22 protein-coding genes, 1 tRNA gene and 1 pseudogene are annotated in these 26150 nt (G+C 69.6%); 12 read left to right on the forward strand and 12 right to left on the reverse strand.

From position 1 onward, the window contains the following. Positions 1-450 precede the first annotated feature (450 nt). Together ACSMXV_RS23125 and ACSMXV_RS23130 are read left to right on the forward strand one after the other, a co-directional pair. Positions 451-619, forward strand: a pseudogene (locus tag ACSMXV_RS23125) (IS701 family transposase); the annotation flags it as partial. A 308-nt stretch (positions 620-927) separates the two neighbouring features. Further along, complete coding sequence (locus ACSMXV_RS23130; RefSeq protein WP_473173225.1) at positions 928-1344, forward strand: DUF7144 family membrane protein; 417 nt, start codon at positions 928-930, stop codon at positions 1342-1344. 239 nt (positions 1345-1583) lie between these two features. Here the strand turns inward: ACSMXV_RS23130 and ACSMXV_RS23135 are convergent. Continuing rightward, positions 1584-1657 (reverse strand) — tRNA-Pro (locus tag ACSMXV_RS23135). Between the two features lie 262 nt (positions 1658-1919). After that, positions 1920-2846 (reverse strand): metallophosphoesterase, encoded by a 927-nt coding sequence (locus ACSMXV_RS23140; protein WP_181656037.1) that lies wholly within the window; start codon positions 2844-2846, stop codon positions 1920-1922. Between the two features lie 76 nt (positions 2847-2922). Here ACSMXV_RS23140 and ACSMXV_RS23145 point away from each other — a divergent pair, with 76 nt between their 5' ends. Next, entirely contained in the window at positions 2923-3387 is a 465-nt protein-coding gene (locus ACSMXV_RS23145; protein WP_473173226.1) for a GatB/YqeY domain-containing protein, read from the forward strand. A gap of 141 nt (positions 3388-3528) precedes the next feature. On the opposite strand, the gene ACSMXV_RS23150 is transcribed toward ACSMXV_RS23145, so the two are convergent. Continuing rightward, positions 3529-5760, reverse strand: a complete 2232-nt coding sequence (locus ACSMXV_RS23150; RefSeq protein WP_473173227.1) for a transglycosylase domain-containing protein — start codon at positions 5758-5760, stop codon at positions 3529-3531. Between the two features lie 477 nt (positions 5761-6237). On the opposite strand from ACSMXV_RS23150, the gene ACSMXV_RS23155 reads away from it, so the two are divergent. Continuing rightward, the gene (locus ACSMXV_RS23155) at positions 6238-6579 is read left to right on the forward strand and encodes a WhiB family transcriptional regulator (protein ID WP_181656034.1); all 342 of its coding nucleotides are present in this window, start codon (positions 6238-6240) and stop codon (positions 6577-6579) included. 90 nt (positions 6580-6669) lie between these two features. Here ACSMXV_RS23155 and bagB read toward each other — a convergent pair whose 3' ends face one another. Next, the gene (gene bagB / locus ACSMXV_RS23160) at positions 6670-8052 is read right to left on the reverse strand and encodes an ATPase BagB (RefSeq protein ID WP_473173228.1); all 1383 of its coding nucleotides are present in this window, start codon (positions 8050-8052) and stop codon (positions 6670-6672) included. After that, complete coding sequence (bagA, locus tag ACSMXV_RS23165; RefSeq protein ID WP_473173229.1) at positions 8049-9026, reverse strand: ATPase BagA; 978 nt, start codon at positions 9024-9026, stop codon at positions 8049-8051. The genes bagB and bagA overlap by 4 nt, the downstream gene beginning before the upstream one ends. Positions 9027-9098: 72 nt before the next feature. On the opposite strand from bagA, the gene ACSMXV_RS23170 reads away from it, so the two are divergent. The 4 genes from ACSMXV_RS23170 to ACSMXV_RS23185 all read left to right on the forward strand — a co-directional run bounded on the left by ACSMXV_RS23170 (position 9099) and on the right by ACSMXV_RS23185 (position 11553). Then, the gene (locus ACSMXV_RS23170; protein WP_157902902.1) at positions 9099-9257 is read left to right on the forward strand and encodes a DUF4177 domain-containing protein; all 159 of its coding nucleotides are present in this window, start codon (positions 9099-9101) and stop codon (positions 9255-9257) included. Beyond that, a complete protein-coding gene (locus tag ACSMXV_RS23175) occupies positions 9254-9727 on the forward strand; it encodes a RidA family protein (protein WP_473173230.1) in 474 nt (157 codons plus the stop codon). The genes ACSMXV_RS23170 and ACSMXV_RS23175 overlap by 4 nt, the downstream gene beginning before the upstream one ends. A gap of 123 nt (positions 9728-9850) precedes the next feature. Next, positions 9851-10726 carry an NUDIX hydrolase gene (locus tag ACSMXV_RS23180; RefSeq protein ID WP_473173231.1) on the forward strand — a complete coding sequence of 292 codons (876 nt, stop codon included), beginning with the start codon at positions 9851-9853 and terminating at the stop codon, positions 10724-10726. Next, complete coding sequence (locus ACSMXV_RS23185) at positions 10723-11553, forward strand: MBL fold metallo-hydrolase (RefSeq protein ID WP_473173232.1); 831 nt, start codon at positions 10723-10725, stop codon at positions 11551-11553. The genes ACSMXV_RS23180 and ACSMXV_RS23185 overlap by 4 nt, the downstream gene beginning before the upstream one ends. A gap of 135 nt (positions 11554-11688) precedes the next feature. Here the strand turns inward: ACSMXV_RS23185 and ACSMXV_RS23190 are convergent, their stop codons facing one another. Further along, the gene (locus tag ACSMXV_RS23190) at positions 11689-12363 is read right to left on the reverse strand and encodes a Crp/Fnr family transcriptional regulator (RefSeq protein ID WP_030573597.1); all 675 of its coding nucleotides are present in this window, start codon (positions 12361-12363) and stop codon (positions 11689-11691) included. A gap of 251 nt (positions 12364-12614) precedes the next feature. Between ACSMXV_RS23190 and nth the strand changes: the two genes are divergently transcribed. The 3 genes from nth (at position 12615) to ACSMXV_RS23205 (ending at position 15932) form a co-directional block, all read left to right on the forward strand. Then, positions 12615-13814 (forward strand): endonuclease III, encoded by a 1200-nt coding sequence (gene nth, locus ACSMXV_RS23195; RefSeq protein WP_473173233.1) that lies wholly within the window; start codon positions 12615-12617, stop codon positions 13812-13814. An 85-nt stretch (positions 13815-13899) separates the two neighbouring features. Next, the gene (locus ACSMXV_RS23200) at positions 13900-14616 is read left to right on the forward strand and encodes an NUDIX hydrolase (RefSeq protein ID WP_246460752.1); all 717 of its coding nucleotides are present in this window, start codon (positions 13900-13902) and stop codon (positions 14614-14616) included. Between the two features lie 116 nt (positions 14617-14732). Beyond that, a complete protein-coding gene (locus tag ACSMXV_RS23205) occupies positions 14733-15932 on the forward strand; it encodes a MarP family serine protease (protein WP_473173234.1) in 1200 nt (399 codons plus the stop codon). A gap of 181 nt (positions 15933-16113) precedes the next feature. Here ACSMXV_RS23205 and ACSMXV_RS23210 read toward each other — a convergent pair whose 3' ends face one another. From ACSMXV_RS23210 to ACSMXV_RS23235, 6 genes are all read right to left on the reverse strand, one after another. Then, positions 16114-16302, reverse strand: coding sequence for a hypothetical protein (locus ACSMXV_RS23210; protein ID WP_473173235.1), 189 nt, complete (start codon positions 16300-16302; stop codon positions 16114-16116). A 174-nt stretch (positions 16303-16476) separates the two neighbouring features. Beyond that, positions 16477-17436: an alpha/beta fold hydrolase gene (locus tag ACSMXV_RS23215; RefSeq protein WP_181867962.1), complete on the reverse strand. Its 960-nt coding sequence runs from the start codon at positions 17434-17436 to the stop codon at positions 16477-16479. Beyond that, entirely contained in the window at positions 17433-17939 is a 507-nt protein-coding gene (locus ACSMXV_RS23220; protein WP_473173236.1) for a phage holin family protein, read from the reverse strand. Before ACSMXV_RS23220 ends, ACSMXV_RS23215 begins: the two co-directional genes overlap by 4 nt. Before the next feature lie 103 nt (positions 17940-18042). Beyond that, complete coding sequence (nhaA, locus tag ACSMXV_RS23225) at positions 18043-19449, reverse strand: Na+/H+ antiporter NhaA (protein WP_473173237.1); 1407 nt, start codon at positions 19447-19449, stop codon at positions 18043-18045. A 283-nt stretch (positions 19450-19732) separates the two neighbouring features. Next, positions 19733-21730, reverse strand: a complete 1998-nt coding sequence (gene acs, locus ACSMXV_RS23230) for an acetate--CoA ligase (RefSeq protein ID WP_473173238.1) — start codon at positions 21728-21730, stop codon at positions 19733-19735. Between the two features lie 124 nt (positions 21731-21854). Then, on the reverse strand, positions 21855-24386 hold the full coding sequence (locus ACSMXV_RS23235; RefSeq protein ID WP_473173239.1) for a bifunctional SulP family inorganic anion transporter/carbonic anhydrase: 2532 nt from the start codon (positions 24384-24386) through the stop codon (positions 21855-21857). Between the two features lie 402 nt (positions 24387-24788). On the opposite strand from ACSMXV_RS23235, the gene ACSMXV_RS23240 reads away from it, so the two are divergent. Further along, complete coding sequence (locus ACSMXV_RS23240) at positions 24789-26123, forward strand: polysaccharide deacetylase family protein (protein ID WP_473173240.1); 1335 nt, start codon at positions 24789-24791, stop codon at positions 26121-26123. Positions 26124-26150 lie beyond the last annotated feature (27 nt).

Below are 26150 nucleotides of genomic sequence, written 5' to 3' on the forward strand. Positions count from 1 at the left end.
CTGCCCTGGGTCGGCCGCGCCGGACGAGCCCACGTCGGCCGGCTGTCCGAGGTGATGCGCGTGGTGTCCGTTGGGCAGCAGGCTGATCGGCACGCGCTCGCCGGTGAGTGACAACTTGTAGCGCGCACAGTCGCGCCACCGATCCTCGCTGTCGCAGTAGTAGTCGCGCCAACCCTGCAAGCTCGCCCTGAGTAGGGGGAACAGGGGACATCCTGCGGCGTGCGAGCAACCCACGTTGCTCCCTTCTGACCGGCGCACACTGTCCGTCCGGGATAGACGGTTGCCGTTCTCGGTTCTTGTTCTTGCCGCGCCTCGGGTCGACGATCTCAAAACGTCGACCACAGCACCGTGTTGTGACTCCCGTCACCGCCTTCATGCGTGATCCAATTCTTGGTTGGGAGCCGCGAGCAACCCTACGACCTCGTGCATGGTTGGCCGTGGCCGCCGCATGTGCATCAAGTGGAGGACTTGCGGACAGAGTTAGTCGAGTTCGCGGCGGATGTGTTCGCCTCGGTGTCACGGCGGGATCAGCGGGCGAAGGGGGACTGCTACCTGCGGGGACTGATGCCTGGGCGGCCGGCGCAAGCCGATCCTTGACTCCCGGGATCGTGGTCCGGAGTTCGACCTTGCGGGAAAAGGGGGCGTGGGCCGGTCCGGTCGTCCCGTGACGCCACCGTGCCGGGCCTCCGAGGGCCGCTGCCGTCCGCCGCCGTTGCCGTCAACATTGCCGTCACCGCCGCCCACAGCAGTGAACACCAGAGCCCGGTGTGCCGGTCGAGCGCAGTCTCCGTCGGCACGGCATCACCCGGATGGATTGTTGAGGTCGCAGCGTGAAGAGAGCCAGGCGAGGCTGAGGATCGCAGGAGAGCGCGGCCTTGGCGGTCCTGTGGTCGACGATGTCCGCGCTGTTTCAGGAGGGTGACGGCCATGGCAGAGAATCGCAGCGGTACGGGACGGGTCGGCACCAGCAGAGAGACGGCCGCCAACGTCTCCTTCTTTGCCGGCGTTGCTTTGCTGCTGAGCGGCGTCCTTAGCGTCCTCCTGGGCGTCACAGGCATCGCACGTGATGCTCTGTTCGGCACCCCTCCGCACTACGAGTACCGATTCGGCCTGACCGCCTGGGGCTGGATCCATCTGGTGATCGGGCTGGCGCTGCTGGCCGCATCCGTGGGGATCCTGACCACCAGGAGCTGGGGCCGTGGCGCCGGTGTGGCACTGGGCGCCTGCAGCCTGGTCACCCAGTTCATGTTCATCCCGTACTACCCCGTGTGGTCCATCAGCGTGATGGTGCTCGATCTGCTGGCCATCTGGGCGCTGGCCAGAATCGCACCTGACCTCGCGTGACACACCAGGCGCGCCACCCCGGCGCCCTAGTCGAAGAAGTGACGCGCCGGGTCTCTGACCTGCGGTCGCCTAACCGATCAACGCGCTGTGACCTGTGGCTGAGCCGTCAACGGTTGTCAGCGTTGGTCGCCGTTGAGCACCCTCGCACGGCCCAGAGACGGCCCGAGCGGGGGTGCTGTCAGACGAAACAGGTCAGGCACCTACTCACGTGAGTAGGTGCCTGACCTGCTGTTTCTCTGTCGGGGTGGCGGGATTTGAACCCACGACCTCTTCGTCCCGAACGAAGCGCGCTGCCAAGCTGCGCCACACCCCGATGTCGCTGTTGCAACGTTCACGTCGCGGCGACATCGATTACTTTAGCGGACCGGCGGCCGGAGACGAAATCCGGTTTTCCGACGCCTGCGGGGCCGGCTGACCTGGGGCGCGTCCTGCCGCCGGCACGCGCCCTCGCAAGCCCGGCGTCCCAGACCCTGCGTCTCGGCCCCGGCGGCTCAGGACCTGCGACCCAGACCCTGCGCCTTGGACCCTGCGTCCCAGACCCTGAGCCTAAGACCGTGCGTCCCAGACCCTGCGGCTCAGACCTGCGGCGTCAAGGTCAGCAACGTAGCCTCCGGCGGGCAAGCGAACCGTACCGGTGTGTAGCGGTTGGTGCCGCAGCCTGCTGAGACGTGGAGGTAGGAGACGTTGCCGGCCGCCGAGTGCGTGGAGAGGCCCTTCACGCGGTCCGTGTCCAGGTCGCAGTTGGTGACCAGCGCGCCGTAGAAGGGGATGCACAGCTGGCCGCCGTGGGTGTGGCCCGCGAGGATCAGCGGATAGCCGTCCTCGGTGAAGGCGTCGAGGCTGCGCAGATACGGGGCGTGCACGATGCCCATCGCGAAGTCGGCGCCCGCCGGGGGGCCGCCCGCCACGCGCGCGTACCGGTCCCGTTTGATGTGCGGGTCGTCCACGCCCGTCAGTGCGATCTCGAAGCCGTCTATCTTCAGCGAACCGCGGGTGTTGGTCAGGTTCACCCAGCCCGCCTCGTCGAAGCCGTCGCGCAGGTCCTCCCACGGGTTGTGGACGGCGCCGACGGCGGGCGGGTTGCCGTTGAGCCCGTGCCGGCCGCGCACCTTGTCGACCAGGTAGCGGGCAGGGTTGCGCAGCTTGGGGCCGTAGTAGTCGTTCGAGCCGAAGACGTACGCGCCCGGGTACTCCATCAGCGGGCCCAGCGCGTCCAGTACCTCCGGTACGCCCTCCGGGTCGGAGAGGTTGTCCCCGGTGTTGATCACGAAGTCGGGGCGCAGCCCGGCCAGGGCGCGCAGCCAGCGCTGCTTCTTGCGCTGGCCGGAGACCATGTGGATGTCGGAGACCTGGAGGACTCGCAGGGGACGCATGCCCTGCGGCAGTACGGGCACGGTGACCCGTCGGAGCCGGAAGGAGCGGGCCTCGAAGCCCGCCGCGTAGACGAGTCCCGCCGCCGCGGTCGCCGTGATGCCCAGGGGTACTCCGTATCGCGCGCGCATACGCCCATCGTGTCAGACCCTTGGGACGCCGGAAATCAGCGGGCGTCCGGCTGGACGTACCTGCGAGAATCACTGCATGACCACGCTCAAGTCGAAGCTGCAGGAAGACCTCACCGCGGCGATCAAGGAGCGCGATGAGCTGCGCTCCTCGACGCTCCGGCTCACCTTGGCCGCCATCACGAAGGAGGAGGTCGCGGGCAAGACGGCCCGTGAGCTCTCCGACGACGACGTGCTGAAGGTGATCACCAAGGAGGCGAAGAAGCGGCGTGAGGCCGCGGACGCCTTCGCGCAGGGCGGCCGTCCCGAGCAGGCCGAGCGGGAGAAGGCGGAGGGCGAGGTCCTCGCCGCGTACCTCCCGAAGCAGCTGTCCGACGACGAGCTCCAGCAGATCGTCGCGCAGGCGGTCGAGGAGGCGAAGGCGGCCGGCGCCGAGGGGCCGCGGGCCATGGGGCAGGTCATGAAGATCGTGAACCCCAAGGTCGCGGGTCAGGCGGAGGGCGGTCGCGTCGCGGCCGTCGTCAAGAAGCTCCTCGCGGGCTGACCGCGTCTGCAGCACCCATTCGCACATCCGCATACGTCGGTGAGGGCGCCCCCTTCCTCAGGGGGCGCCCTCACCACGTAACAGCCTCGGTCACCGACACGACGAGGTCGGGCTCGGGCACAGCGTCAGGCCCAGGGGGCCTCAGGGCCAGTTGCCGCCGTTGCCGTTCCCATTGGTCGTCCCGCCGTTGCCCGTGCCGCCGAGGAAGTCCGGCGGGATGGAGATGCTGGGCAGGGGGGTCTGGGTGGCGCCGCCGTTGTCCCCCTTGTCGTCGCGGTTCTTGCCCTTGTCCTTGTCCTTGACCGGGTCGGGGATGTGGATGAGGTTGAAGTCCGGCGCGGGCTTGCCCGCGAGCGCTCCGGTCATCGCGTCCTTCCAGATCGGTCCGGGGACCTGCCCGCCGTAGACCTTGTCGTGGTAGACGCCGCCGATGGTGATGTCGACCATCCGCCGCTTGTGCTGCGGGTCGCCGACCCAGACGGCGCCCGACATGTTCGGCGTGTAGCCGACGAACCAGGCGGCGTAGCGGGAGTCCGTCGTACCGGTCTTGCCCGCGCTCGGACGGCTGTCCAGGCCGGCCTGCTGGCCCGTACCGTCCTCGACGACGCCCCTCAGTATCGTGTTGATCGTGTCGGCGGTCTTCTCCGACATCGCGCGCGTGCAGGTCGACTTCGGCACGGCCAGCGGCTTCTCCTCCTCGCCGCCGAGCTTCTGCGTGATCGACTCGATCGCGATCGGCGTGCAGTACGTGCCGCGCGAGGCGAACGTCGCGTACGCGTTCGCCATCGTCAGCGGCGACATCTCCTGCGTGCCCAGGGCGATCGACGGCACCTGGGAGATCTTGCCGCCGTCGGCGCGCTCGACGCCCATGTTCTTCGCCATCTGCGTCACCGGGCAGATGCCGATGTCGCTGATCAGCTGTACGTAATAGGTGTTGACCGACTTGGCGGTCGCCTCCTTCATGGCGTACGGGCCCTTCTCGGACTCGTTCTCGTTGGTGAGCTTGGCACCATCCGTGTTCACCCAGGTCTTGCCGTCGCACTGTGCGACCGGGCTCGGATACGCCATCTCGTACGGCGACGAGTACGACTGCGTCGCCGGCTTGCCGCCCTCGATGGCCGCCGCCGCGACGATCGGCTTGAAGGTCGATCCCGGCTGGTAACCGGCGCCGCCGTTCATCGACTTGTCCACGGACAGGTTGATCGCGCTCTCGCTCTTCCCGAAGCCGTACGGCCGGGACTGGCCCATCGCGAGGATCTTGCCGGTGCCGGGCTCGACGATGGTCGCGGCCGTTGCCACGTCGTCGCTCTGCTTCACGTGCTGCTTTATCGACGCCTGCACCGACTTCTGCGCCTGCGGGTCGAGCGTCGTACGGATCGTCAGGCCGCCCCGGTTCCAGATCTTCGCCCGGTCTTTCTTGGTCTTGCCGAAGACGGGGTCGCTCATGAACACCTCTTCCACGTAGTCGCAGAAGAAGCCGGCGCCCTTGACCGCCGTGATGCAGCCGTTCTTGGGCCTGCTGACGTTCAGGCCGAGGGGCTTGTCCTTGGCCTTGTCGGCCTCCTCCTGGGAGATGTCGCCGGTGGCGGCCATGCGCTGGAGCACGACGTTGCGCCGCGTGGTGGCCTCGGCCTCGTCGTTGATCGGGTCGTAGCGGCTGGGCGACTGGACGATGCCGGCGAGCAGCGCTGCCTCTTCCAGGTCCAGGTCCTTGGCCGACTTGGAGAAGTACCGCCGGGAGGCCGCCTCGACGCCGTACGCCTGCTGCCCGAAGAACGTGATGTTCAGGTAGTTCTCGAGGATGCGCTTCTTGCCCAGCTTCTCCTCGACCTGGATCGCGTACTTCAGCTCGCGGATCTTGCGGCCGATGGTCTGCTGGGTGGCCTGGGCGACCTTCGTCGGGTCGTCGCCGGCCTCCTCGACGAAGACGTTCTTGACGTACTGCTGGGTCAGCGTGGAAGCGCCCTGGGCCACCCCGCCGCTCTGCGCGTTCTCGTTGAGCGCGCGCAGGATGCCCTTGAGGTCCACCGCGCCGTGCTCGTAGAAGCGGGCATCCTCGATCGCGACGATCGCCTTCTGCATGTACGGCGAGATGTCCTTGAGCTCGACCACCGTACGGTCACGCGAGTAGACCGTGGCGATGGTGCCGCCCTTGCTGTCCAGGATCGTGGTGCGCTGGCTCAGGGGCGGACGCTTCAGATTCGCCGGGATCTCGTCGAAGCTGTCGACCGACCCCTTGGCCGCAAGTCCCAGCGCGCCCACGGCGGGCAGCGCGATACCGGCCAGCACGGCTCCAGCGAGCACACTAACACCGAGGAACTTGGCCGCCTGCTGCGTGGGCGACAGACCACCACCCGAGCGCTTGTTTGCCATGGGGGGAAGCCTACGTTCTGATTCGCCGGACAGCCGTATATCCCTTGGCCTAAGCTGCTCTCGATTGTCACGGCAGTGTCGGTCATACCCGGTCGTTCAGGGACTTTTGGGGCAGCCCTCAACTGGTCCCCTCGACGGCCCCACCGCAAGTCACGGCGTAGCGTCCCGCGAACCCGAATCGTTACTGGATGTCAACCTTCCCCTGTGGTGGGGGCGTGTCCGAATCTGCCTTATGTGTCATCGGTCGTCCGTTGTGACTCAACTGAACTGCCCCGGTTTGCCGGGTTCCTTACGCATGTCGCCAGCTCACTCCGTTGGGTGATCTGCCGCGTACGCATAGTCCGTTCGGGCCATTCAAGATTGGGCCCGAAGGGGGTGTTGCGCTGTGCCCACCTTCCGTAACGTCCTCAACTGGCGGCGGTGAATATGCCGCTGCCGCCGTGGGGGAGCCTCGATTCGGGAGAGGACGGCGCCGGTATGGGCTGGGTAACCGACTGGAGTGCGCAGGCGGCCTGCCGCACTACTGATCCGGACGAACTGTTCGTACAAGGAGCAGCGCAGAACAGGGCCAAGGCGGTCTGCACCGGGTGTCCGGTGCGCACCGAGTGCCTGGCCGACGCGCTGGACAACCGCGTCGAGTTCGGCGTGTGGGGCGGCATGACCGAGCGGGAGCGCCGTGCGCTTCTGCGCAGGCGGCCCACCGTCACCTCGTGGCGCAGGCTGCTCGAGACCGCGCGCACGGAATACGAGCGCGGAGCGGGTCTGCTGCCGATGGACGCTGAAGAAGAGGTGTACGAGAGCTACGCGGCGGTGGGCTGACCGCCCGACGCTGTCGGCGCGGAAAGCCCCTCTGCAGCAACAAAGCCCTCTGCGGCAGCGGGGTGACAAACCCCTCTGCGGATACGGGGTTCAGGCAGCTCCGGTCGGACCTTCTCCGTCCGCGAGCCGGTCTCCGATGGCCCGCAGTCCTGCGATGTCGTGCACATCACCGGGCAGAGCGGCCACTTCGGTCACGGCCACCTCCGGGTGGAGCGCGGTGAAGCGATCGCGCGTGCGCTGCTCACGGGCGAGCAGCTGCATCCGCTCGGCGTGCAGCCTCAGCAGGCCTGCGGTCAGAGTGGTCAGTTGTTCCGCTGGTTGCTCGGCTGGCCTGTTGGTGCCGTCGGTGCCGTCGGTTCGGTCCGAGGCGGGGGAGCCTTCATCGGGAGATTCCGAACCGGCGGATGGGCCGGGATTGTGCGAACTCCTGTCGGAGGCAGCAGACTTGGCAGAGTCGGCCGGTGTTTCGGGGGAGTTACGAACTCCAGCCTTCCCGCCGTCCTGATCCACAATGCGGCTCTCGTCAAGATTTTCTGCATCGAGATTTTCCGCCGCTGCGAGCGCCCGCTCCGCCGACAGCCGGGCTGCTCCGCTGCCGTGCACCCGGTTCAGTACGAGACCGGCCAGCGGCATGTCCTCCGCGGCCAGCCGCTCCACGAAGTACGCCGCCTCGCGCAGCGCGTCCCGCTCCGGGGCCGCCACCACGAGGAACGCCGTGCCGGGCGCCTGCAGCAGCCGGTACGTGGCGTCGGCGCGGGTGCGGAAGCCGCCGAACATGGTGTCCATCGCGGCCACGAACGTCTGTACGTCCTGCAGGAGTTGCCCGCCGAGGAGCTTGCCCAGGGCGCCCGTCATCATCGACATGCCGACGTTCAGGAACTTCATCCCGGCCCGGCCGCCCATCTTCGCCGGCGCCATCAGGACCCGGATCAGCTTGCCGTCCAGGAACGAGCCGAGGCGCTTGGGTGCGTCCAGGAAGTCCAGCGCGGAGCGCGACGGCGGGGTGTCGACGACGATCAGGTCCCACTGGTCGCGGGAGCGCAACTGGCCCAGCTTCTCCATCGCCATGTACTCCTGCGTACCGGCGAAACCGGCCGACAGGGACTGGTAGAAGGGGTTGTCCAGGATCTGGCGGGCCCGGTCGCCGTTCGCGTGTGCCTCGACGATCTCGTCGAAGGTGCGCTTCATGTCGAGCATCATGGCGTGCAGTTCGCCGCCCGCGGACTCATCGATGCCCTTCACCTGGCGAGGGGTGTTGTCGAGGGTGTCGATGCCCATGGACTGGGCGAGCCTGCGGGCCGGGTCGATCGTGAGCACGACCACCTTCCGGCCGCGCTCGGCGGCGCGCAGCCCGAGAGCCGCGGCCGTGGTCGTCTTGCCGACACCGCCCGAGCCGCAGCAGACCACGATGCGGGTCTTCGGGTCGTCGAGCAGGGGGTCGACGTCGAGCGTGCGCACCGCGTCCAGCGTCATGAGATCCCTTGCTTCCGCAGTTCCGTGGAGAGCCGGTAGAGGCCTGCCAGGTCCATTCCCTCGGTGAGCAGCGGCAGTTCGTGCAGCGGTAGCCCGAGCTCGGCCAGTACGGCGCGCTGGTCGCGCTCCAACGCGTACCGCTCGGCGTACTCCTCGGCCTGTTCGAGCAACGGGTCCACGAGACGCTCAGCGAGACCGCCGCGGCGCGCGCCGCCGAGACCGGCCGACGACAGCGTCTTGGCGAGGGCGGTCCGCGGCACGCTCTGCGCGAGCTCCAGAGAGGCCTCGTCGAGGAGGGCGGGCCGCACCATGTTCACCATGACCCGCCCCACCGGCAGCTGCGCGGCACGCAGCTCGCCGATGCCGTCCGCCGTCTCCTGGACCGGCATCTCCTCGAGCAGCGTCACCAGATGCACCTCGGTCTCGGGCGACTTGATGACCCGCATGACGGCCTGCGCCTGATTGTGTATGGGGCCGATCTTCGCCAGGCCCGCGACCTCGTCGTTCACGTTGAGGAAGCGGGTGATGCGGCCGGTCGGCGGCGCGTCCATCACCACGTAGTCGTACACGAAGCGGCCGCGCTTGTCCTTGCGGCGGACCGCCTCGCAGGCCTTGCCGGTGAGGAGCACGTCGCGCAGGCCTGGTGCGATGGTGGTCGCGAAGTCGATGGCGCCGAGCTTCTTCAGCGCGCGGCCGGCGCCGCCCATCTTGTAGAACATCTGGAGGTAGTCGAGCAGCGCCAGCTCGGGGTCGATGGCCAGGGCGTACACCTCCCCGCCCCCGGGAGCCACCGCGATCTTGCGCTCCTCGTACGGAAGGGCCTCCGTCTCGAAGAGCTGCGCGATGCCCTGTCTGCCCTCGACCTCCACCAGAAGGGTGCGCTTTCCCTCGGTCGCGAGGGCGAGCGCGAGGGCGGCGGCCACCGTGGTCTTGCCGGTACCGCCCTTGCCGCTGACGACCTGGAGCCTGCTCACGTCTTCGAGCCTAACCAGTGACGGACCGGGCTACGCAGGAGGCCACCGTTCAGGGCGGCTACAGTCGGCCTCATGACCAAGTGGGAATACGCGACCGTGCCTCTTCTCGTGCACGCGACAAAGCAGATTCTGGACACCTGGGGCGAGGACGGCTGGGAGCTCGTCCAGGTCGTGCCCGGGCCGAACCCCGAGCAGCTGGTGGCTTATCTGAAGCGCGAGAAGACCGCGTGAGCGGGGCCGTCGAGGCGCGGATCGCCGAGCTCGGGATGACCCTGCCCGAGGTCGTGCCGCCGCTCGCCGCGTACCAGCCCGCCGTCAGGACCGGCGCCTACGTCTACACCGCGGGCCAGCTCCCGATGGTGCAGGGCAAGCTTCCGGTCACCGGGAAGGTCGGCGCGGAGGTCACACCCGAGGAGGCCAGGGACCTGGCCCGTACGTGTGCGCTGAACGCCCTGGCCGCGGTCAAGTCGGTGACCGGCGACCTCGACCGGATCGCACGCGTCGTGAAGGTGGTCGGCTTCGTCGCCTCCGCCCCCGACTTCACGGGCCAGCCCGCCGTGCTCAACGGCGCCAGCGAGCTGCTCGGCGAGGTCCTCGGCGAGAAGGGCGTGCATGCGCGCAGCGCTGTCGGTGTCGCGGTGCTGCCGCTGGACGCTCCGGTGGAGGTCGAGATCCAGGTGGAGCTCACGGACGAGGGCTGAGACCTGACGGCTTTACGGGCCGTACGGACGAGGGCTGAGACGTTGTGGCGTGTGCCGCCCGGCGGCGCGGCGCGGCGGATCATGCCCCTCGAACATTCGCCCGCCACGGGTTAGCCTCCGGCCATGGCAAATGGTCAGTGGTACCCACCGGAGTGGCCCGACCTCATCCGCGCCCTGGCGAGCGGCGAGCTCACCCCGGCGACCCCGCGCCGGGCCGCCACCGTCATGCTGCTGAGGGACGGCGACGGCGGCCCTGCCGTCCATATGCTGCGCAGACGCGCCTCCATGGCCTTCGCCGGAGGCGCGTACGCATATCCGGGCGGCGGTGTCGACTCGCGCGACGACGACCGCCTGGTCCGCTGGGCCGGCCCCACTCGCGCGGAGTGGGCGGCCCGCCTCGGCGTGGACGAGGCGTCCGCGCAGGCCATCGTGTGCGCGGCGGTGCGCGAGACGTACGAGGAGGCGGGCGTCCTGCTCGCCGGGCCGACCGCGGACACCGTCGTGGGGGACATCACCGGCGAGGACTGGGAGGCGGACCGCGTCGCGCTGATCGGCCGTGAACTGTCCTTCGCCGAGTTCCTGGACCGCCGCGGCCTGGTCCTGCGCTCGGATCTGCTCGGCGCCTGGGGCCGCTGGGTCACGCCTGAGTTCGAACCGCGCCGCTACGACACGTGGTTCTTCGTGGCCGCGCTCCCCGAGGGCCAGCGCACCCTCCACGCCTCCCTGGAGGCCGACCGTACCGTGTGGATCCGCCCCGTCGAGGCAGCCGCCCGCTATGACGCGGGCGAACTGCTGATGATGCCGCCGACCATCGCGATGCTGCGCCGGCTCGCCGCGTACGACTCGGCAGCCGAGGCGCTGGCCGCCGCGCCCTCCTGCGACATGACGCCGGTGCTGGCCCAGGCCCGTCTGGAGGACGGCAACGTGGTCCTGACCTGGCCGGGGCACGACGAGTTCACCAAGTCCATCCCGATCCCGACCCGGGGACCCGCCACATGACCGACGCCACCGCTCTCCCGGGCCAGCCCCGCGGCGGGGTCCTCTCCGGCCCCGCGACCGAACGTGCCGTCAACGTCCTCGCTCCCAACGCCTCGGCGATGACGCTCGACGGGACGAACACCTGGATCGTCTCCGAACCGGACTCCGCGCTCGCCGTGGTCATCGACCCGGGGCCGCTGGACGACACGCACCTGCGCCATGTGATCGAGACAGCCGAGCAGGCCGGCAAGCGGGTCGCGCTGACGCTGCTCACGCACGGACATCCGGACCACGCGGAGGGCGCGGCGCGCTTCGCGGAGCTGACGGGCACGAAGGTACGCGCCCTCGACCCCGCCCTGCGGCTCGGCGACGAGGGCTTGGCCGCGGGCGACGTGGTGCGCCTCGACGGGCTGGAGATGCGCGTCGTACCGACCCCTGGGCACACCGCCGACTCGCTCTGCTTCCATCTGCCGGCCGACCGCGCGGTGCTCACGGGGGACACGATCCTGGGCCGCGGCACGACCGTGGTGGCTCACCCGGACGGGCGGCTGGGCGACTATCTGGACTCCCTGCGCCGGCTGCGCTCCCTTACCGTCGACGACGGCGTGCACACGGTGCTGCCCGGCCACGGGCCGGTGCTCGAGGACGCCCAGGGCGCCGTCGAGTTCTACCTCGCCCACCGCGCCCACCGGCTCGCGCAGGTCGAGACGGCTGTCGAAGACGGCCATCGCACGGCTTCCGAGATCGTGGCCCACGTGTACGCAGACGTGGACCGCTCCCTTTGGCCGGCCGCCGAACTGTCGGTCAGGGCGCAGCTGGACTATCTGCGGGAGCACGGGCTGATCTAGCCGGTCCGGGGACCCGTGGCACGTCGGTACGCGCGGCGTGCCTGGTCCCTGGTGCCTGGTTCCGGCACGCACGACGGGGTCCCGCCCACGGTTGGGCGGGACCCCGTCGCCGTAACGTCGAGAGACGACCGCGCGTCAGCGCGAGCGCTTGGCGAGCCGCTCCACGTCCAGCAGGATCACGGCGCGGGCCTCCAGGCGGAGCCAGCCGCGGCCCGCGAAGTCCGCGAGCGCCTTGTTGACCGTCTCGCGGGAGGCGCCGACCAGCTGGGCGAGCTCCTCCTGCGTCAGGTCGTGCACGACGTGGATGCCCTCCTCGGACTGCACACCGAAGCGGCGCGACAGGTCCAGGAGCGCTCGGGCCACACGGCCCGGGACATCCGAGAAGACCAGGTCGGACATCTGGTCGTTGGTCTTGCGCAGGCGCCGGGCGACGGCGCGCAGCAGGGCGGCGGCCACCTCCGGGCGTGCGTTCAGCCACGGCTGGAGGTCGCCGTGGCCGAGGCCCAGCAGCTTGACCTCGGTGAGGGCGGTGGCGGTCGCCGTACGCGGGCCCGGGTCGAACAGCGACAGCTCGCCGATGAGCTCGCCGGGGCCCAGGACGGCCAGCATGTTCTCGCGGCCGTCGGGGGACGTGCGGTGGAGCTTGACCTTGCCTTCCATGACCACGTAGAGGCGGTCACCGGGGTCGCCCTCGTGGAAGAGCGAGTCACCTCGGGCGAGGGTCACCTCACTCATGGAGGCGCGGAGCTCCGCGGCCTGCTCGTCATCGAGCGCCGCGAAGAGCGGGGCGCGCCGCAGAACGTCGTCCACGAGTTCTCTCCTTGTCGACCTGCATCAGGGGACCGTGCTCCCCATTTTGCCGGACGGTCCAAACAGTGTGATCAGTCACAAGTCTGCCGCACCCGCGTCGCAAGCTGTGCGGGAGGGGGCCAATCGGGGGCCGGTCCGCCGGGTCCAAGGCGGATGTCAGTTGCTGGCTTTAGGCTGGTCGGGTGTCCAAAACGCCAGTGAGAGCACGGGCAGAGGGGGCTGGGCTGGTGGTGGTACGCCGTAATTCCGCTATGGGCGAACAGGTCGCCGCCGAGCCAGAGAATGGGACAAAAGCGACAAATCTGACGCCGGATGGGGCGGCCGGGCAGCCGGCGCCGACCAAGGCCGCGGCGAAGAAGGCGACAGGCGCCGCGGTGAAGAAGGTCGCGGTTGCGAAGAAGGTGACGGCCGCGAAGAAAGCGACGGCAGCGAAGAAGGCGGCCGCCGGGAAGGGAACGGCCGCCGGGAAGGGAACTGTGGCTGCGAAGAAGGGCACGGCCGTGAAGAAGACGGCTGCCGCGAAGGGGCCGGTAGTCGCCAAAGGAACGGTGGCCGCCAGGGGAGCGGCGGCCGTGAAGAAGGCCGTAGCCAAGAAGGCGGCAGCCAAGAAGGCGGCGCCCGGCAAGAGCGCCCCCGCGAGTACCGCCGCCCCTGCCAAGAGCGCCCCGGCGACCAAGGCCGCCAAGCCCGAGTCCCGTGCCGCGCTCGTCCGCCGCGCCCGCCGTATCAACCGCGAGCTCGCCGACGTCTATCCGTACGCCCACCCCGAGCTCGACTTCGAAAACCCCTTCCAGCTCCTGCTCGCGACCGTCCTCTCCGCCCAGACCACGGACCTGCGGGTGAACCAGACGACGCCCGCGCTCTTCGCCAAGTACCCGACCCCGGAGGACCTGGCCGCGGCCAACCCCGAAGAGGTCGAGGAGCTCATCCGGCCTACGGGCTTCTTCCGCGCCAAGACCAAGTCGATCATGGGCATCGCAACCGCCCTGCGGGATGAGTTCGGAGGCGAAGTCCCGGGTCGGCTCGAGGACTTGGTGAAGCTCCCCGGAGTGGGCCGCAAGACCGCCTTCGTCGTGCTCGGCAACGCCTTCGGCGTCCCGGGGCTCACCGTCGACACCCACTTCGGCCGGCTCGTCCGCCGCTGGAAGTGGACCGACGAGACGGACCCGGACAAGGTCGAGGCGGCCGTCGGAGCGCTGTTCCCGAAGAGCGAGTGGACGATGCTCTCGCACCGCGTGATCTTCCACGGCCGGCGCATCTGCCACTCCCGCAGGCCGGCCTGCGGCGCCTGCCCCATCGCCCCGCTCTGCCCGGCGTACGGAGAGGGCGAGACGGACCCGGAGAAGGCGAAGAAGCTGCTGAAGTACGAAAAGGGCGGCATGCCGGGCCAGCGCCTCAAGCCGCCCCCGGACTATCCGGGCCGGCCCGCGCCACCGCTGGGGGCCGAATGAGGAGGCCGACGGCACCGTCCGCGACCCGCCCGGTGGAACCATCCGCATGGCCGCCGGCGTTGTGTTCAGAGGGACGGGGGTGGCGATGACGCACGCGAGCCACATGGACACCAGCAGGGCCTGGGATCAGGACGGCCCGCCGGCGGTGAGTGCCGAGGGCCTGCCCGAGTGGCTGGCGCCCGTGGTGAGCGCCGCCGAGTCGGTGCAGCCGCGGCAGCTCAGCCGCTTTCTGCCGCCTGAGGACGGCGCGGGCCGCCAGTCGGCCGTACTGATCCTGTTCGGCGAGGGCGAGCGCGGCCCCGAGCTGCTGCTGATGGAGCGCGCCGGCTCCCTCAGGTCGCATGCCGGGCAGCCGTCCTTCCCCGGGGGCGCCCTGGACCCGGAGGACGGCGATCCGGCGACCGTGGGGCCGCTGCGCGCCGCCCTGCGCGAGGCCGAGGAGGAGACCGGACTCGACCCGCGCGGCGTCCAGCTCTTCGGCGTCCTGCCGAAGCTGTACATCCCGGTGAGCCGCTTCGTCGTCACACCCGTGCTGGGCTGGTGGCGCGAGCCGTCACCGGTCGGCGTCGTCGATCCGGCCGAGACGGCCCGTGTCTTCACGGTCCCCGTGGCGGATCTCACGGATCCGGACAACCGTGCGACGACAGTGCACCCGAGCGGTCACCGAGGTCCAGCGTTCCTGGTCGCATCGGCTCTGGTCTGGGGTTTTACGGCCGGAGTGATCGACCGGATCCTTCACTACTCGGGCTGGGAGCGCCCTTGGGACACCAATAAGCAGGTCCCGCTCGACTGGCGTGCGTGACAGGCTGGCGTACGTGATGTGTGATCTCGGGGACCTGACATCGGCCGCTGAAGCCGCGGGCCCTCGGGGCCCCGGCCAGGAGACGGCGGCCGCAATGCGAGGCGAGGCTTGAATCGGTGAACGTGCTGGACATCCTGTTGCTGATCGCCGCGGTGTGGTTCGCGGTCGTGGGCTACCGCCAGGGGTTCGTCGTCGGCATCCTGTCGGTGGTCGGCTTCCTCGGCGGCGGTCTCGTCGCGGTCTACCTCCTGCCCGTCATCTGGAACGAGGTGACGGAAGGTGCACAGGTGACGACCACGGCCGCCGTCGTCGCGGTCGTCGTGGTCATCGTCTGTGCCTCCGTCGGCCAGGCGTTCACCACGCATCTCGGCAACAAGCTCCGCCGGTACATCACGTGGTCCCCTGCCCGCGCCCTGGACGCCACGGGCGGGGCCCTGGTCAACGTGGTGGCGATGCTGCTGGTGGCCTGGCTCATCGGCTCGGCACTCGCGGGCACGACATTGCCGACGCTCGGCAAGGAAGTGCGCAACTCCAAGGTGCTGCAGGGAGTTTCCCGGGCGCTGCCCGATCAGGCGGACACCTGGTTCGCGGACTTCTCCTCGGTCCTCGCGCAGAACGGCTTCCCGCAGGTCTTCAGCCCGTTCTCGAACGAGCCGATCAACGAGGTGCAGGCGCCTGACCCGGCCCTCGCCAACAGCCCGGTGGCGGCCCGCGCACAGCGCTCCATTGTCAAGGTCCTCGGCACCGCGGAGAGCTGCGGCAAGGTCCTCGAAGGAACCGGCTTCGTCTTCTCCGACCGCCGCGTCATGACCAACGCCCATGTGGTCGGCGGCGTGGACGAGCCCACGGTGCAGATAGGCGGCAAGGGCAAGCTCTACGACGCCACGGTCGTTCTCTACGACTGGCAGCGGGACATCGCCGTACTGGACGTCCCGAACTTGAACGCGCCCGCACTGAAGTTCACGTCCACCGACGCGACCAGCGGCAGCAGCGCGATCGTCGCCGGCTTCCCGGAGAACGGCTCGTACGACGTGCGTCCCGCGCGCGTGCGCGCCCGCATCCCGGCCAACGGCCCGGACATCTACCACCGCGGCACGGTGAGCCGCGATGTGTACTCGCTCTACGCGACGGTGCGCCAGGGTAACTCCGGCGGCCCGCTGCTCACCCCGGACGGCAAGGTCTACGGCGTGGTCTTCGCCAAGTCGCTCGACGACCCCGACACGGGCTATGCGCTCACCGCGGCCGAGGTTCGCCAGGACGTCAACCGGGGCCGCACCGCGAACCAGCAGGTCGACAGCCAGGAGTGCGCGCTGTAGCAGGCGTCTCTCCCGTAGCAGGGTGCGTCTGTAGCGAGGTGCGCCCTGTGCACGGGTGTGCCTGGAGGAGGCATGCGCCCTGTGCAGGGGCGTGCCTGGAGCAGGCGTGTGCCCTGCAGAGGAAGCCCGTACGTCCGGGATGCCGGAGAAGCCGCAGGCCGCCGCGCGTATGCCGCCGCGGCTAGCCGCGCGTGTGTCGCAGGCGCGCCGAGACCCAGCGGGCCCTGCGGCGGAGGATGCGGGGAATGCCGATCACCTGGGAGGAATCGTCGGGACCCGCATGTCGCGGGCCGCCCTCCTGATGACTGTTCAGCCCCGCGGCCGAGCGGCGGTTTCGTGCTGCGTCACTGTAGTCGTGCGTCCAGCCCATACCCCGAGGTCTGCCCGTGCCTCAAGGTCGGTAACCTCGCGCTAGGCCCCCAATTGGCCTATGCGGCAGGCATTTGGCGTTCGAAGGACTGGCGTTCACGTCCGATTAACGGTCACTTGGACGGCCGCCCGGAGAAGTCCCCGAAGAAGCCCGAAGCAGCCCGACGGAGGCCGATCAGCGGTCCGGCTCCGGGTCCTTCAGCCAGTTGACCAGCTCGGCCGAGAACGCCACCGGGTCCTCCTCGTGAGGGAAGTGCCCCAGGCCGTCGAACAGCCGCCAGCGGTACGGGGCTTCCACGTACTCGCCCGAGCCCGCCGCGCTGCGCGTGCGCATCACCGGATCGAGGGAGCCGTGCAGATGCAGCGTCGGCACCCGCACCGGCCGCTTCATACGGCGGTTGAACTGGATGCCGTCGGGCCGTGCCATGGAGCGGACCATCCACCGGTACGGCTCGATCGAGCAGTGCGCCGTCGAGGGGATGCAGATCGCCCGCTGGTACGTCTCCACCGCCTCGTCATCCGGAAGCCGCGGCCCCGACCACTCCCGGATCAGCCGGCCCGTCAGTGCGCCGCCGTCCGCGACGAGCCGGCGCTCGGGCAGCCACGGCCGCTGGAAGCCCCAGATGTAGGAGCCCGCGGCGGTCTGCCGGACGTCGGAGAGCATCGCCGAACGCCAGCGCCGGGGATGCGGCATCGAGGACACGGCGAGCCGGCGCACCAACTTGGGCCGCATCACGGCCGCCGTCCACGCGAGATAGCCGCCGAGGTCATGGCCGACCAGCGCCGCGTCGGGCTCGCCGAGGGACCGTACGACTCCTGTGATGTCGAGCGCGAGGTTCGCGGGGTCGTAGCCCCGGGGGGTCCGGTCGCTGCCGCCCACGCCGCGCAGGTCCATCGCGACCGCGCGGAAGCCCGCGTCGGCGAGCGCGACAAGCTGGTGGCGCCAGGTCCACCAGAACTGCGGGAATCCGTGCAGCAGCAGGACGAGAGGCCCGTCACCCAGTTCGGCGATGTGGAAGCGCGCGCCGTTGGCGGCGACGTCCCGGTGCGTCACCTTTCTGCCGCCGGGGATGTCGATGCGTACGGCTGAGGCAGGTTGCGCGGAGTGGGCCGAAGGGGTGGAGGGGTCCGTCATGAGGACGAGCGTGCCACAGCGTCGGCCTTGCCGCCGACGCCTTCCGGCAGGCCGAGCCGGGAGGAGGCGGGCGCGGCGACACGCGGATGCGGCTTGGCCTTCTGCAGGACGGCGGCCGTCTCCTTGGCGGAGGCGACGGTCTTCTGCGGGCCGCCGCCCTTCCTGGCCTTCTTCGCGAACACGGTGCCGATCAGTGCCAGCAACCCGGCCAGCAGCACGTTCGCGGCGAAGGACAGCAGGAAGCAGACCGACAGATGCCAGCCGCTCCACGCGTTGATGCCGTACGCCAGGGCGAAGCTCAGCATGGGCAGGGAGAAGATCAGCACCGCGCCCGCCACCGCGAACGCGCCACCGCCGACCGCACCGCGCTTGACGTCCTGGCGCAGCTGGGCCTTGGCCAGCGCGATCTCGTCGTGCACCAGCGCGGACATCTCGCTGGACGCCGAGGCGAACAGCTGGCCGATGCTGCGGTCGGCGCCGACAGGGCCGTCGGGTGCGCTCATCGCGGTCTCCCTCTTCTCTTCTGCGGGTGTGACACCTGGGGGTGCCCCCAGCGGTAGCCGGGTGAGTGCGCCCTGCATGTGCGTACTCGCCCCTGGTGTCAGATCATGCCGGACCGTCGCCCTGTCCGCCTGCCCCGGATGCCACTTCGGCACGCCTGCGGTGTTCGGCCGCCTTGGCCTCGTAGATCCGGGCCATGCGGAGGTGGTACTCGGGCTTGCCGAGCTCGTAGACGTCCGGAATGCCGTCGAGGTCCTCGTCGCGCTCCTCGTCCTCGCACAGCCTGCGGTACTTGGCGTTGCGGATCTTCAGCAGCACTCCTGAGAGCACGGCCGCGATGACGGAGCCCATGAGGACAGCCGCCTTGACCACGTCCGACAGCACCGGGTCATCGGCGAAGGCGAGCTCGTCGATCAGCAGCGAGACGGTGAAGCCGATGCCCGCGAGAGAGGCAACCGCGAAGACGTCGGGCCATGCGAGGTCCTCGCTGAGCGACGCCCTGGTGAACCGGGCCGTCAGCCAGGTGCCGCCGAAGATGCCCACCGCCTTGCCGACGACGAGGCCCAGCACCACTCCCAGCGCCTCGGGCCGCGTGAACACCTCGCCCAGTGCTCCGCCGGAGATCACGACCCCGGCGCTGAACAGCGCGAACAGCGGCACGGCGAGACCCGCGGAGAGGGGGCGTACGAGGTGTTCGATGCGCTCACCGGGGGACTGCTCCTCGCCCTCATGGCGTGTGCAGCGCAGCATCAGACCCATGGCGACGCCCGCGATGGTGGCGTGGACGCCGCTGTTGTACATCAGCCCCCAGATGATCAGTGCGAGCGGCACGTAGACGTACCAGCCGCGCACGCCTTTGCGCAGCAGCAGCCAGAAGACGGCGAGGCCGACGACGGCGCCGCCGAGCGCCGCGAAGTTCAGGTCGCTCGTGAAGAACACGGCGATGATCAGGATCGCGAAGAGGTCGTCGACGACGGCGAGCGTCAGCAGGAAGGCGCGCAGTGCGGACGGCAGTGACGTGCCGATGACCGCGAGTACGGCGAGGGCGAAGGCGATGTCGGTCGCCGTCGGCACCGCCCACCCTGCGAGTGAACCCCTGCCGACCGTGTTGACGAGGGTGTAGACGAGCGCGGGTACGGCCATGCCGCAGATCGCGGCGACGACCGGGAGCACCGCGGCTCTGGGATCGCGCAGATCGCCGGCCACGAGCTCGCGCTTGAGCTCGATGCCGGCGACGAAGAAGAAGACGGCGAGCAGCCCGTCGGCGGCCCAGTGCTCGAGGGAGAGGTCCAGGCCGAGTGTGGTAGGTCCGATGTGGAAGTCGCGGACGGCCTCGTAGATACCGTGGAGCGGGGTGTTCGCCAAGATCAGCGCGGTGACGGCGGCGACGAGGAGGAGGACTCCGCCGAGGGTTTCGGTACGCAGGGCGTCCGCGACGTAGTTCCGCTCCGGCAGGGACAGACGGCCCAGTACCTTGCGGTTCTTCGGGGGTGCGGGTGCGGGCGCGGCCACGGGCGGGACCTCCTGGTCATGATCGGCAAGACAGCTGGCTGTACTGCGTTGCCGACCAGACTTCCCGGCGCACCCTGACGCGATCGTTACGCGATCGCTTACGCGTTCCTGACGCGAGAACCACCCTACCGGGTGACCGCAAGACCTACCTGATGATCTTTGCCGCCGCTGTGGGCAGGCGTTCCTCCTCCAGCGCGTCAGCTGGGGGAGGACCCCGCGACGCCGTGCAGCGAAAGGGCACCCGGCGCGCTGCCAGGTGCCCTTCCCAGACCTTTGCGGGGCCTCAGTCCTCGCTCGCCGCAGCCGGCAGCTTCGACTGGATCAGCTCCATGACGGACGAGTCCGTCAGCGTCGTGACGTCGCCCAGCTGGCGGTTCTCGGCGACATCGCGCAGCAGGCGCCGCATGATCTTGCCGGAGCGGGTCTTCGGCAGCTCGGCCACCGGCAGGATCCGCTTCGGCTTGGCGATCGGGCCCAGCGTGGAGCCGACGTGGTTCCGCAGCTCGCCGACCAGGTCGGCGGTCTCGGCGGCCGTCCCCCGCAGGATCACGAACGCGACGATGGCCTGGCCGGTCGTCTCGTCCGCCGCGCCCACGACCGCCGCCTCGGCGACCGACGGGTGCGAGACCAGCGCCGACTCCACCTCGGTGGTCGAGATGTTGTGGCCGGACACCAGCATCACGTCGTCGACCCGGCCCAGCAGCCAGATGTCGCCGTCCTCGTCCTTCTTGGCGCCGTCGCCCGCGAAGTACTTGCCCTCGAAGCGGGACCAGTAGGTGTCGATGAACCGCTGGTCGTCGCCCCAGATGGTGCGCAGCATCGACGGCCACGGCTCGGTCAGGACGAGATAGCCGCCCCCGCCGTTGGGCACCTCGCGCGCCTCGTCGTCGACGACGGTGGCGGAGATACCGGGCAGCGGCGTCTGGGCCGAGCCCGGCTTGGTCTCGGTGACGCCCGGCAGCGGCGAGATCATCATCGCGCCGGTCTCGGTCTGCCACCAGGTGTCCACGATCGGCGTCCGGTCGGCCCCGATGTGCTTGCGGTACCAGATCCACGCCTCGGGGTTGATCGGCTCACCGACCGACCCCAGGATGCGCAGGCTGCTCAGGTCGAACTTCGCGGGGATGTCGTCGCCCCACTTCATGAACGTACGAATGGCCGTCGGAGCCGTGTACAGGATGGTCACCCCGTACTTCTGGACGATCTCCCAGAAGCGCCCCTGGTGCGGGGTGTCGGGCGTTCCCTCGTACATGACCTGCGTCGCGCCGTTCGCCAGCGGCCCGTACACGATGTACGAGTGGCCGGTGACCCAGCCGACGTCGGCGGTGCACCAGTAGACGTCCGTCTCGGGCTTGAGGTCGAAGACCGCGTGGTGCGTGTACGCGGCCTGGGTGAGGTAGCCGCCGGAGGTGTGCAGGATGCCCTTCGGCTTACCCGTCGTACCGGACGTGTACAGGATGAACAGCGGGTGCTCGGCGTCGAAGGCCTCCGGGGTGTGCTCGGCCGACTGCTGTTCGACCAGCTCGTGCCACCACACGTCGCGGCCCTCGGTCCAGGCGACGTCCTGCCCGGTGCGGCGTACCACGAGGACGTGCTCGACACGGTCCACGCGCGCGATGGCATCGTCCACGGCGGGCTTGAGCGCGGCCGGCTTGCCGCGGCGGTAGCCGCCGTCGGAGGTGATGACGACCTTGGCGTCGGCGTCCTCGATACGGGTGGCCAGCGCGTCGGCAGAGAAGCCGCCGAAGACCACGGAGTGCGCGGCGCCGATGCGGGCGCAGGCCAGCATGGCGATCGCGGTCTCCGGGATCATGGGCATGTAGACGGCGACCCGGTCGCCCTTCTGCACACCGAGCGAGGTCAGCGCGTTCGCGGCCTTGGAGACCTCGTCCTTCAGTTCGGCGTAGGTGATGGCCCGGCTGTCGCCCGGCTCACCCTCGAAGTGGATCGCGATACGGTCGCCGAGGCCCGCCTCGACATGGCGGTCCACGCAGTTGTACGCGACGTTGAGCTTGCCGTCCGCGAACCACTTGGCGAACGGCGGGTTCGACCAGTCCAGCGTCTCGGTCGGCTCGGTGGCCCAGGTCAGCCGACGCGCCTGCTCGGCCCAGAAACCGAGCCGGTCAGCCTTGGCCTGTTCATACGCCTCCGCGGTGACGTTGGCGTGCGCGGCCAGGTCGGCGGGCGGCGCGAACCTCCGCTCCTCACGAAGCAGGTTGGCCAGGCTTTCGTTGCTCACGACATCTCCCTTTCCCAGGGTGTCCGTTGTGTCCCAGGCCATAGCTCATCAGTCCGAGGCCACGGGTGCAAGGGTCTGCCGAACACTGGTTTAGACCTTTACGCCGATATGACCCCGCGCACCGGCACGGGGTCATACCTATTCACGGACGGGATCAGGGAAGGGTTCAGGCGCGCGAGTCCTCCAGGGGCGCGCCACTGACCTGGTCGAAGGACGCCTTGCCGACGTCGTGGAGGGGCGCGTCGCCGACCTGGTCGAAGACCATGCCGTCCGGCGTGGCGTCGGACAGCAGATACGCCTGGGCCTCGCCCACATGGAAGTACATGCCATGCAGCTCGAGCGTGCCGTCCGCGAGCCGCCGAGCCACCGACTCGTGCGCCCGCAGATGCTCCAACTGCTGCACCACATTGGTCAGACAGAGCCTCTCGACGTCATCGGCCGGCCCCCGTCTGTCCAGCCGCGCCCCGGGCTGCTCCGCGTCGGCCATGCGCCGCAGGCTGGGCAGCCCGTGCCGCAGCCAGCGCCTGAGCGGCGTCTGCACACCGTCGGGCTCCTCCGGGCGCGAGGCCGTGGCCTGTCGCCCGGCCTGGTCGTCGGACTGCCAGCCGGACTGCAGAAGTGCCTGCATCGCACCGCATCCGGAGTGCCCGCACACGGTGATCGACTGCACCTTCAGGACGTCCACGGCGTACTCGATGGCTGCCGCAACCGAGTCGTCACCGCTCTCCTCGCCGGGCAACGGCACCAGATTGCCCACATTCCGTACGACGAAGAGGTCGCCCGGACCGCTGGAGGTGATCATCGAGGTGACGAGCCGGGAGTCGGCGCAGGTCAGGAACAGCTGGGTGGGCCGCTGCCCTTCGCGCGCCAGCCGGGCGAGCTCACCGCGCACCAGGGGAGCGGTGTCGCGTTGGAACGCGCTGATCCCGCTGGCCAGTTGGTGCCCGCTGGGCAGACCGTCCTCCGGCGTGTGCCCGGGCCGGTCGCAGTGGTGGTTGTGCCACGGCGTCCATGGGCGGCAGCAGGAGTGCGAGGCGACCGTGGGCTCACCGAGTCTTCCCCAGGCTCGCGCCTTCTCCATGACTCTCGACCTCCTTCGAGTGGGGACATCTTCCTGAGCGGCCTTGCCGCCTTGAGTGGCCCCATGGGCAGGGGAGGCCGCGATCCCGGCGCGCCCGGTCATCTCGACCGATCCGCCGTGTGCGCGGTGGGCGTCCTGCCAGTCCTGCAGCGATTCGTACGCCGCATGGTCCATGAATGAGCCGTCCAGCTCGACGACGACTCGGGCTCCATGGGGCACCAGGTGCAGGGCGCGGCTGAGCCGGGGCACGGCGAGGAACGTCAGCTGCCCGCGGACGCGGACGTGGTGGATGCCGTAGGCGTCCTCCTCGTGCGTGATGCGGGTGTGGGTCAGCCGGTGCAGTGCGACGGCGACCGCGACGGCGATACCGACGCCCACGCCCTCCAGGACGCCGAGGAACACCACGCCCACCGTCGTCACCACATAGACCAGCACCTCGCGGTGGCGGGTGACCGAACGGATGTGGGTGATGCTCACCATCTGGATGCCGACGGCCATGACCAGCGCGGCAAGCGCGGCCAGCGGGATCAGGTCGAGCACCGGCACCAGAAGCAGCGAAGCCACCACGACCCACAGGCCGTGCAGCATCGCGGAGTTGCGGCTGACGGCGCCCGCATGGACGTTCGCCGCGCTACGCACCGCGACGCCGGTGACGGGCAGGCCGCCGAGCGCGCCCGAGACGATGTTCGCCGTCCCCTGGCCGCGCAGCTCCCGGTCGAGGTCGGCCCGCGGCACGCGGGGCCCCTTGCGTCCTGCGGCCAGCTTGTCCACGGCCACCGCGGAGAGCAGCGATTCGACGCTGCCGACGAGCGTGATGGTCAGCACGGCGGCCGCCATGCCCAGCACGGGTCCATCGGGCAACTGCGGCAGCGCATGGCTGGACCAGGAGGGCAGATCCACCCTCGGCAGCCGCAGCCCGGCCAGCGCCGCCACCGCTGTGGCCAGCGCAACGGCCGCGAGGGCGGCGGGGATCTTCCGGGCGGCACGCCCTGCCCGCCCGGGAATCCGGGGCCAGGCCAGCAGAACGGCCAAGGTCAGCAGACTCACCGAGAGCGCCGCCGGATGCAGCTGGGCCAACTGGCCGGGCAGCGCCTTGAGGTTGTCGACCACGGAGCTCTGCGGGGTGCTGCCGAGCACGACATGCAGCTGGGCGACGGCGATGGTGACACCGATGCCGGCCAGCATGCCGTGCACGATGGCGGGGCTCACGGCGAGCGCCGAACGCGCCACCCGCAGGTAGGCCAGACCGAGCTGGGCGAGTCCGGCGAGGACGGTGATGGCGCAGGTCGTACGCCATCCGTACTGCTGGATGATCTCGGCGGTCACGACGGTGAGCCCGGCGGCAGGCCCGCTCACCTGGAGCGGTGCGCCGCCGAACCGGCCTGCCACGAGGCCGCCCACCGCGGCGGCGACGAGGCCTGCCTGGAGCGGTGCTCCGGTCGCGAGGGCGATGCCCAGCGACAGGGGCAGCGCGATCAGGAAGACGGCCACCGAGGCGGACAGGTCGGCGCCGGCGATCCGGAACCTTCCGTGCCGGTTCGGCGGCGGGCTGTGGGGTCCATGGGCGTCGGTCGTGAGCGAAGAGTCGTCGATGCGAGTGGGGACGCAGGCTGACATCTTTTTCCCGTCTCCTCCGGGGCGGCGCGGTCGCGGAACTGGGGGCCCGGCCATTGCCGGGTGGGTCGCGGCCGTGGGTCACGGCGTTGCAGCGGCGGGATTTCTCAACACTTGGTAAATGAACCGTAATGCAGAGTAAAGGCGAGTGCCTGATTATCGGGGCAAAAGGGTCATACATTCACCCCGGCGAGTGAATGCGGCTCCTTATCGGCTCGTCGGACTAATTCTTCCGCGGCGTCGTGCGAGGTTGGGCGCGCCGGTGTCATTCCCGGCAAAAAGGCCTCGATCGACGCACTGCCCGGGTTCGGCGCACTGCCCCGGCTGGGCGCACTGCCCCCCGACTCGACGCGTTGCCCGGACTCGAGGCACTGCCCCGACCCGAAGGAAGAAGGTGGGCGGAAGATGGCCGTCACCATGAGGATCGCCGCGGGGATCACGACTGCCGCGGCCTGCGCCGCCGTCCTCGCCGGCTGCTCCGGCAGCGCTACCGGCACCAAGGAGGGTGCCAAGGAAGGCGCCAAGGGCCCGAAGGGAGCTGTGGCTCCTGCTCCGGCGCCGAAGAGTGCGGTGCGCCTGATCGGTGACGGTTCGACGGCGTTCACCGGGGCGCAGCCGAATCTGGCGAAACCCCAGCGCCTGAAGTCCGGCCAGAAGCCCCCGCAGTTCGTGGTGTTCTCATGGGACGGCGCGGGCGAGGACAGCCAGAAACTGTTCTCGTACTTCCGCAAGGTGGCGAAGAAGAACAACGCCACCATGACGTACTTCCTCAGCGGCGTGTACGTGCTCCCCGAGGAGAAGGCCGACCTCTACCGGCCGCCGCACCACTCGCCCGGCCGCTCGGACATCGGCTTCAACGACCGCGAGGGAATCAAGGCGACCGTGGAACAGCTCCGCGGAGCCTGGCTCGAGGGCAACGAGATCGGCACGCACTTCAACGGCCACTTCTGCGGCAGCGGAGGGGGCGTCGGCGAGTGGTCGGTGGAGGACTGGAAGGACGAGGTCCGGCAGGCCAAGTCCTTTGTGAAGTCGTGGAAGACGAACGCGGGCCTGAAGACGACGGCGCCGCTGCCCTTCGACTACGACAAGGAGCTCATCGGCGCCCGCACGCCCTGCCTGGAGGGCAAGGAGAACTTCCGGCGGGCGGCCCGCGAGCTCGGTTTCCGTTACGACACCAGCGGCGTCGACAACCAGGTCTGGCCCGAGCGGAAGGGTGGCCTCTGGGACTTGTCGATGCAGCTCGTGCCGCTACCGGGACGGTCCTTCGAGACGCTGACCATGGACTACAACTTCATGGTCAACCAGTCCGGTACCTCGACCCAGGGCGACCCGTCCAAGCACGAGTACTGGGGCAACCAGATGCGCGACGGCCTGTTGCAGGGCTTCGACCGCGCCTACAACGGCAACCGGGCGCCGCTGATCATCGGCAACCACTTCGAGTCCTGGAACGGCGGCACCTATATGCGGGCCATCGAGGAGACCATCGAACGTGTCTGCAACAAGCGGGACGTGCGCTGTGTCTCCTTCCGTCAGCTCGCCGACTGGCTCGACGCCCAGGACCCGGCCGTCCTCGACAAGCTGCGGGAGCTGAAGGTCGGCGAGGCCCCGAAGGCGGGCTGGGCCCACTACCTCGCCGCCGAACCCTCGCCGGCCCCTAAGGGGGCACCAGGTGCTTCGACCTCCGGTGCTTCGGTGTCGGGGGCTTCGACGTCGGGGGCTTCGACGTCCAGGGAAGGCTAGGGAGTCTCGGGGTCGACGATGTCTCGC

It is taken from the genome of Streptomyces sp. DSM 42067, from assembly GCF_055792885.1.

Coding starts and splice junctions, on each gene's coding strand:
- ACSMXV_RS23200 (WP_246460752.1), top strand. CDS start 13,900: ATGACGCACGCGAGCCACATGGACACCAGCAGGGCCTGGGATCAGGAC.
- ACSMXV_RS23145 (WP_473173226.1), top strand. CDS start 2,923: ATGACCACGCTCAAGTCGAAGCTGCAGGAAGACCTCACCGCGGCGATC.
- ACSMXV_RS23130 (WP_473173225.1), top strand. CDS start 928: ATGGCAGAGAATCGCAGCGGTACGGGACGGGTCGGCACCAGCAGAGAG.
- ACSMXV_RS23155 (WP_181656034.1), top strand. CDS start 6,238: ATGGGCTGGGTAACCGACTGGAGTGCGCAGGCGGCCTGCCGCACTACT.
- ACSMXV_RS23140 (WP_181656037.1), bottom strand. CDS start 2,846: ATGCGCGCGCGATACGGAGTACCCCTGGGCATCACGGCGACCGCGGCG.
- ACSMXV_RS23180 (WP_473173231.1), top strand. CDS start 9,851: ATGGCAAATGGTCAGTGGTACCCACCGGAGTGGCCCGACCTCATCCGC.
- ACSMXV_RS23235 (WP_473173239.1), bottom strand. CDS start 24,386: ATGTCAGCCTGCGTCCCCACTCGCATCGACGACTCTTCGCTCACGACC.
- bagB (WP_473173228.1), bottom strand. CDS start 8,052: ATGACGCTGGACGCGGTGCGCACGCTCGACGTCGACCCCCTGCTCGAC.
- ACSMXV_RS23215 (WP_181867962.1), bottom strand. CDS start 17,436: ATGACGGACCCCTCCACCCCTTCGGCCCACTCCGCGCAACCTGCCTCA.
- ACSMXV_RS23210 (WP_473173235.1), bottom strand. CDS start 16,302: ATGGGCTGGACGCACGACTACAGTGACGCAGCACGAAACCGCCGCTCG.
- acs (WP_473173238.1), bottom strand. CDS start 21,730: ATGGCCTGGGACACAACGGACACCCTGGGAAAGGGAGATGTCGTGAGC.
- ACSMXV_RS23220 (WP_473173236.1), bottom strand. CDS start 17,939: ATGAGCGCACCCGACGGCCCTGTCGGCGCCGACCGCAGCATCGGCCAG.
- nth (WP_473173233.1), top strand. CDS start 12,615: ATGGGCGAACAGGTCGCCGCCGAGCCAGAGAATGGGACAAAAGCGACA.
- ACSMXV_RS23150 (WP_473173227.1), bottom strand. CDS start 5,760: ATGGCAAACAAGCGCTCGGGTGGTGGTCTGTCGCCCACGCAGCAGGCG.
- ACSMXV_RS23185 (WP_473173232.1), top strand. CDS start 10,723: ATGACCGACGCCACCGCTCTCCCGGGCCAGCCCCGCGGCGGGGTCCTC.
- ACSMXV_RS23240 (WP_473173240.1), top strand. CDS start 24,789: ATGGCCGTCACCATGAGGATCGCCGCGGGGATCACGACTGCCGCGGCC.
- ACSMXV_RS23170 (WP_157902902.1), top strand. CDS start 9,099: ATGACCAAGTGGGAATACGCGACCGTGCCTCTTCTCGTGCACGCGACA.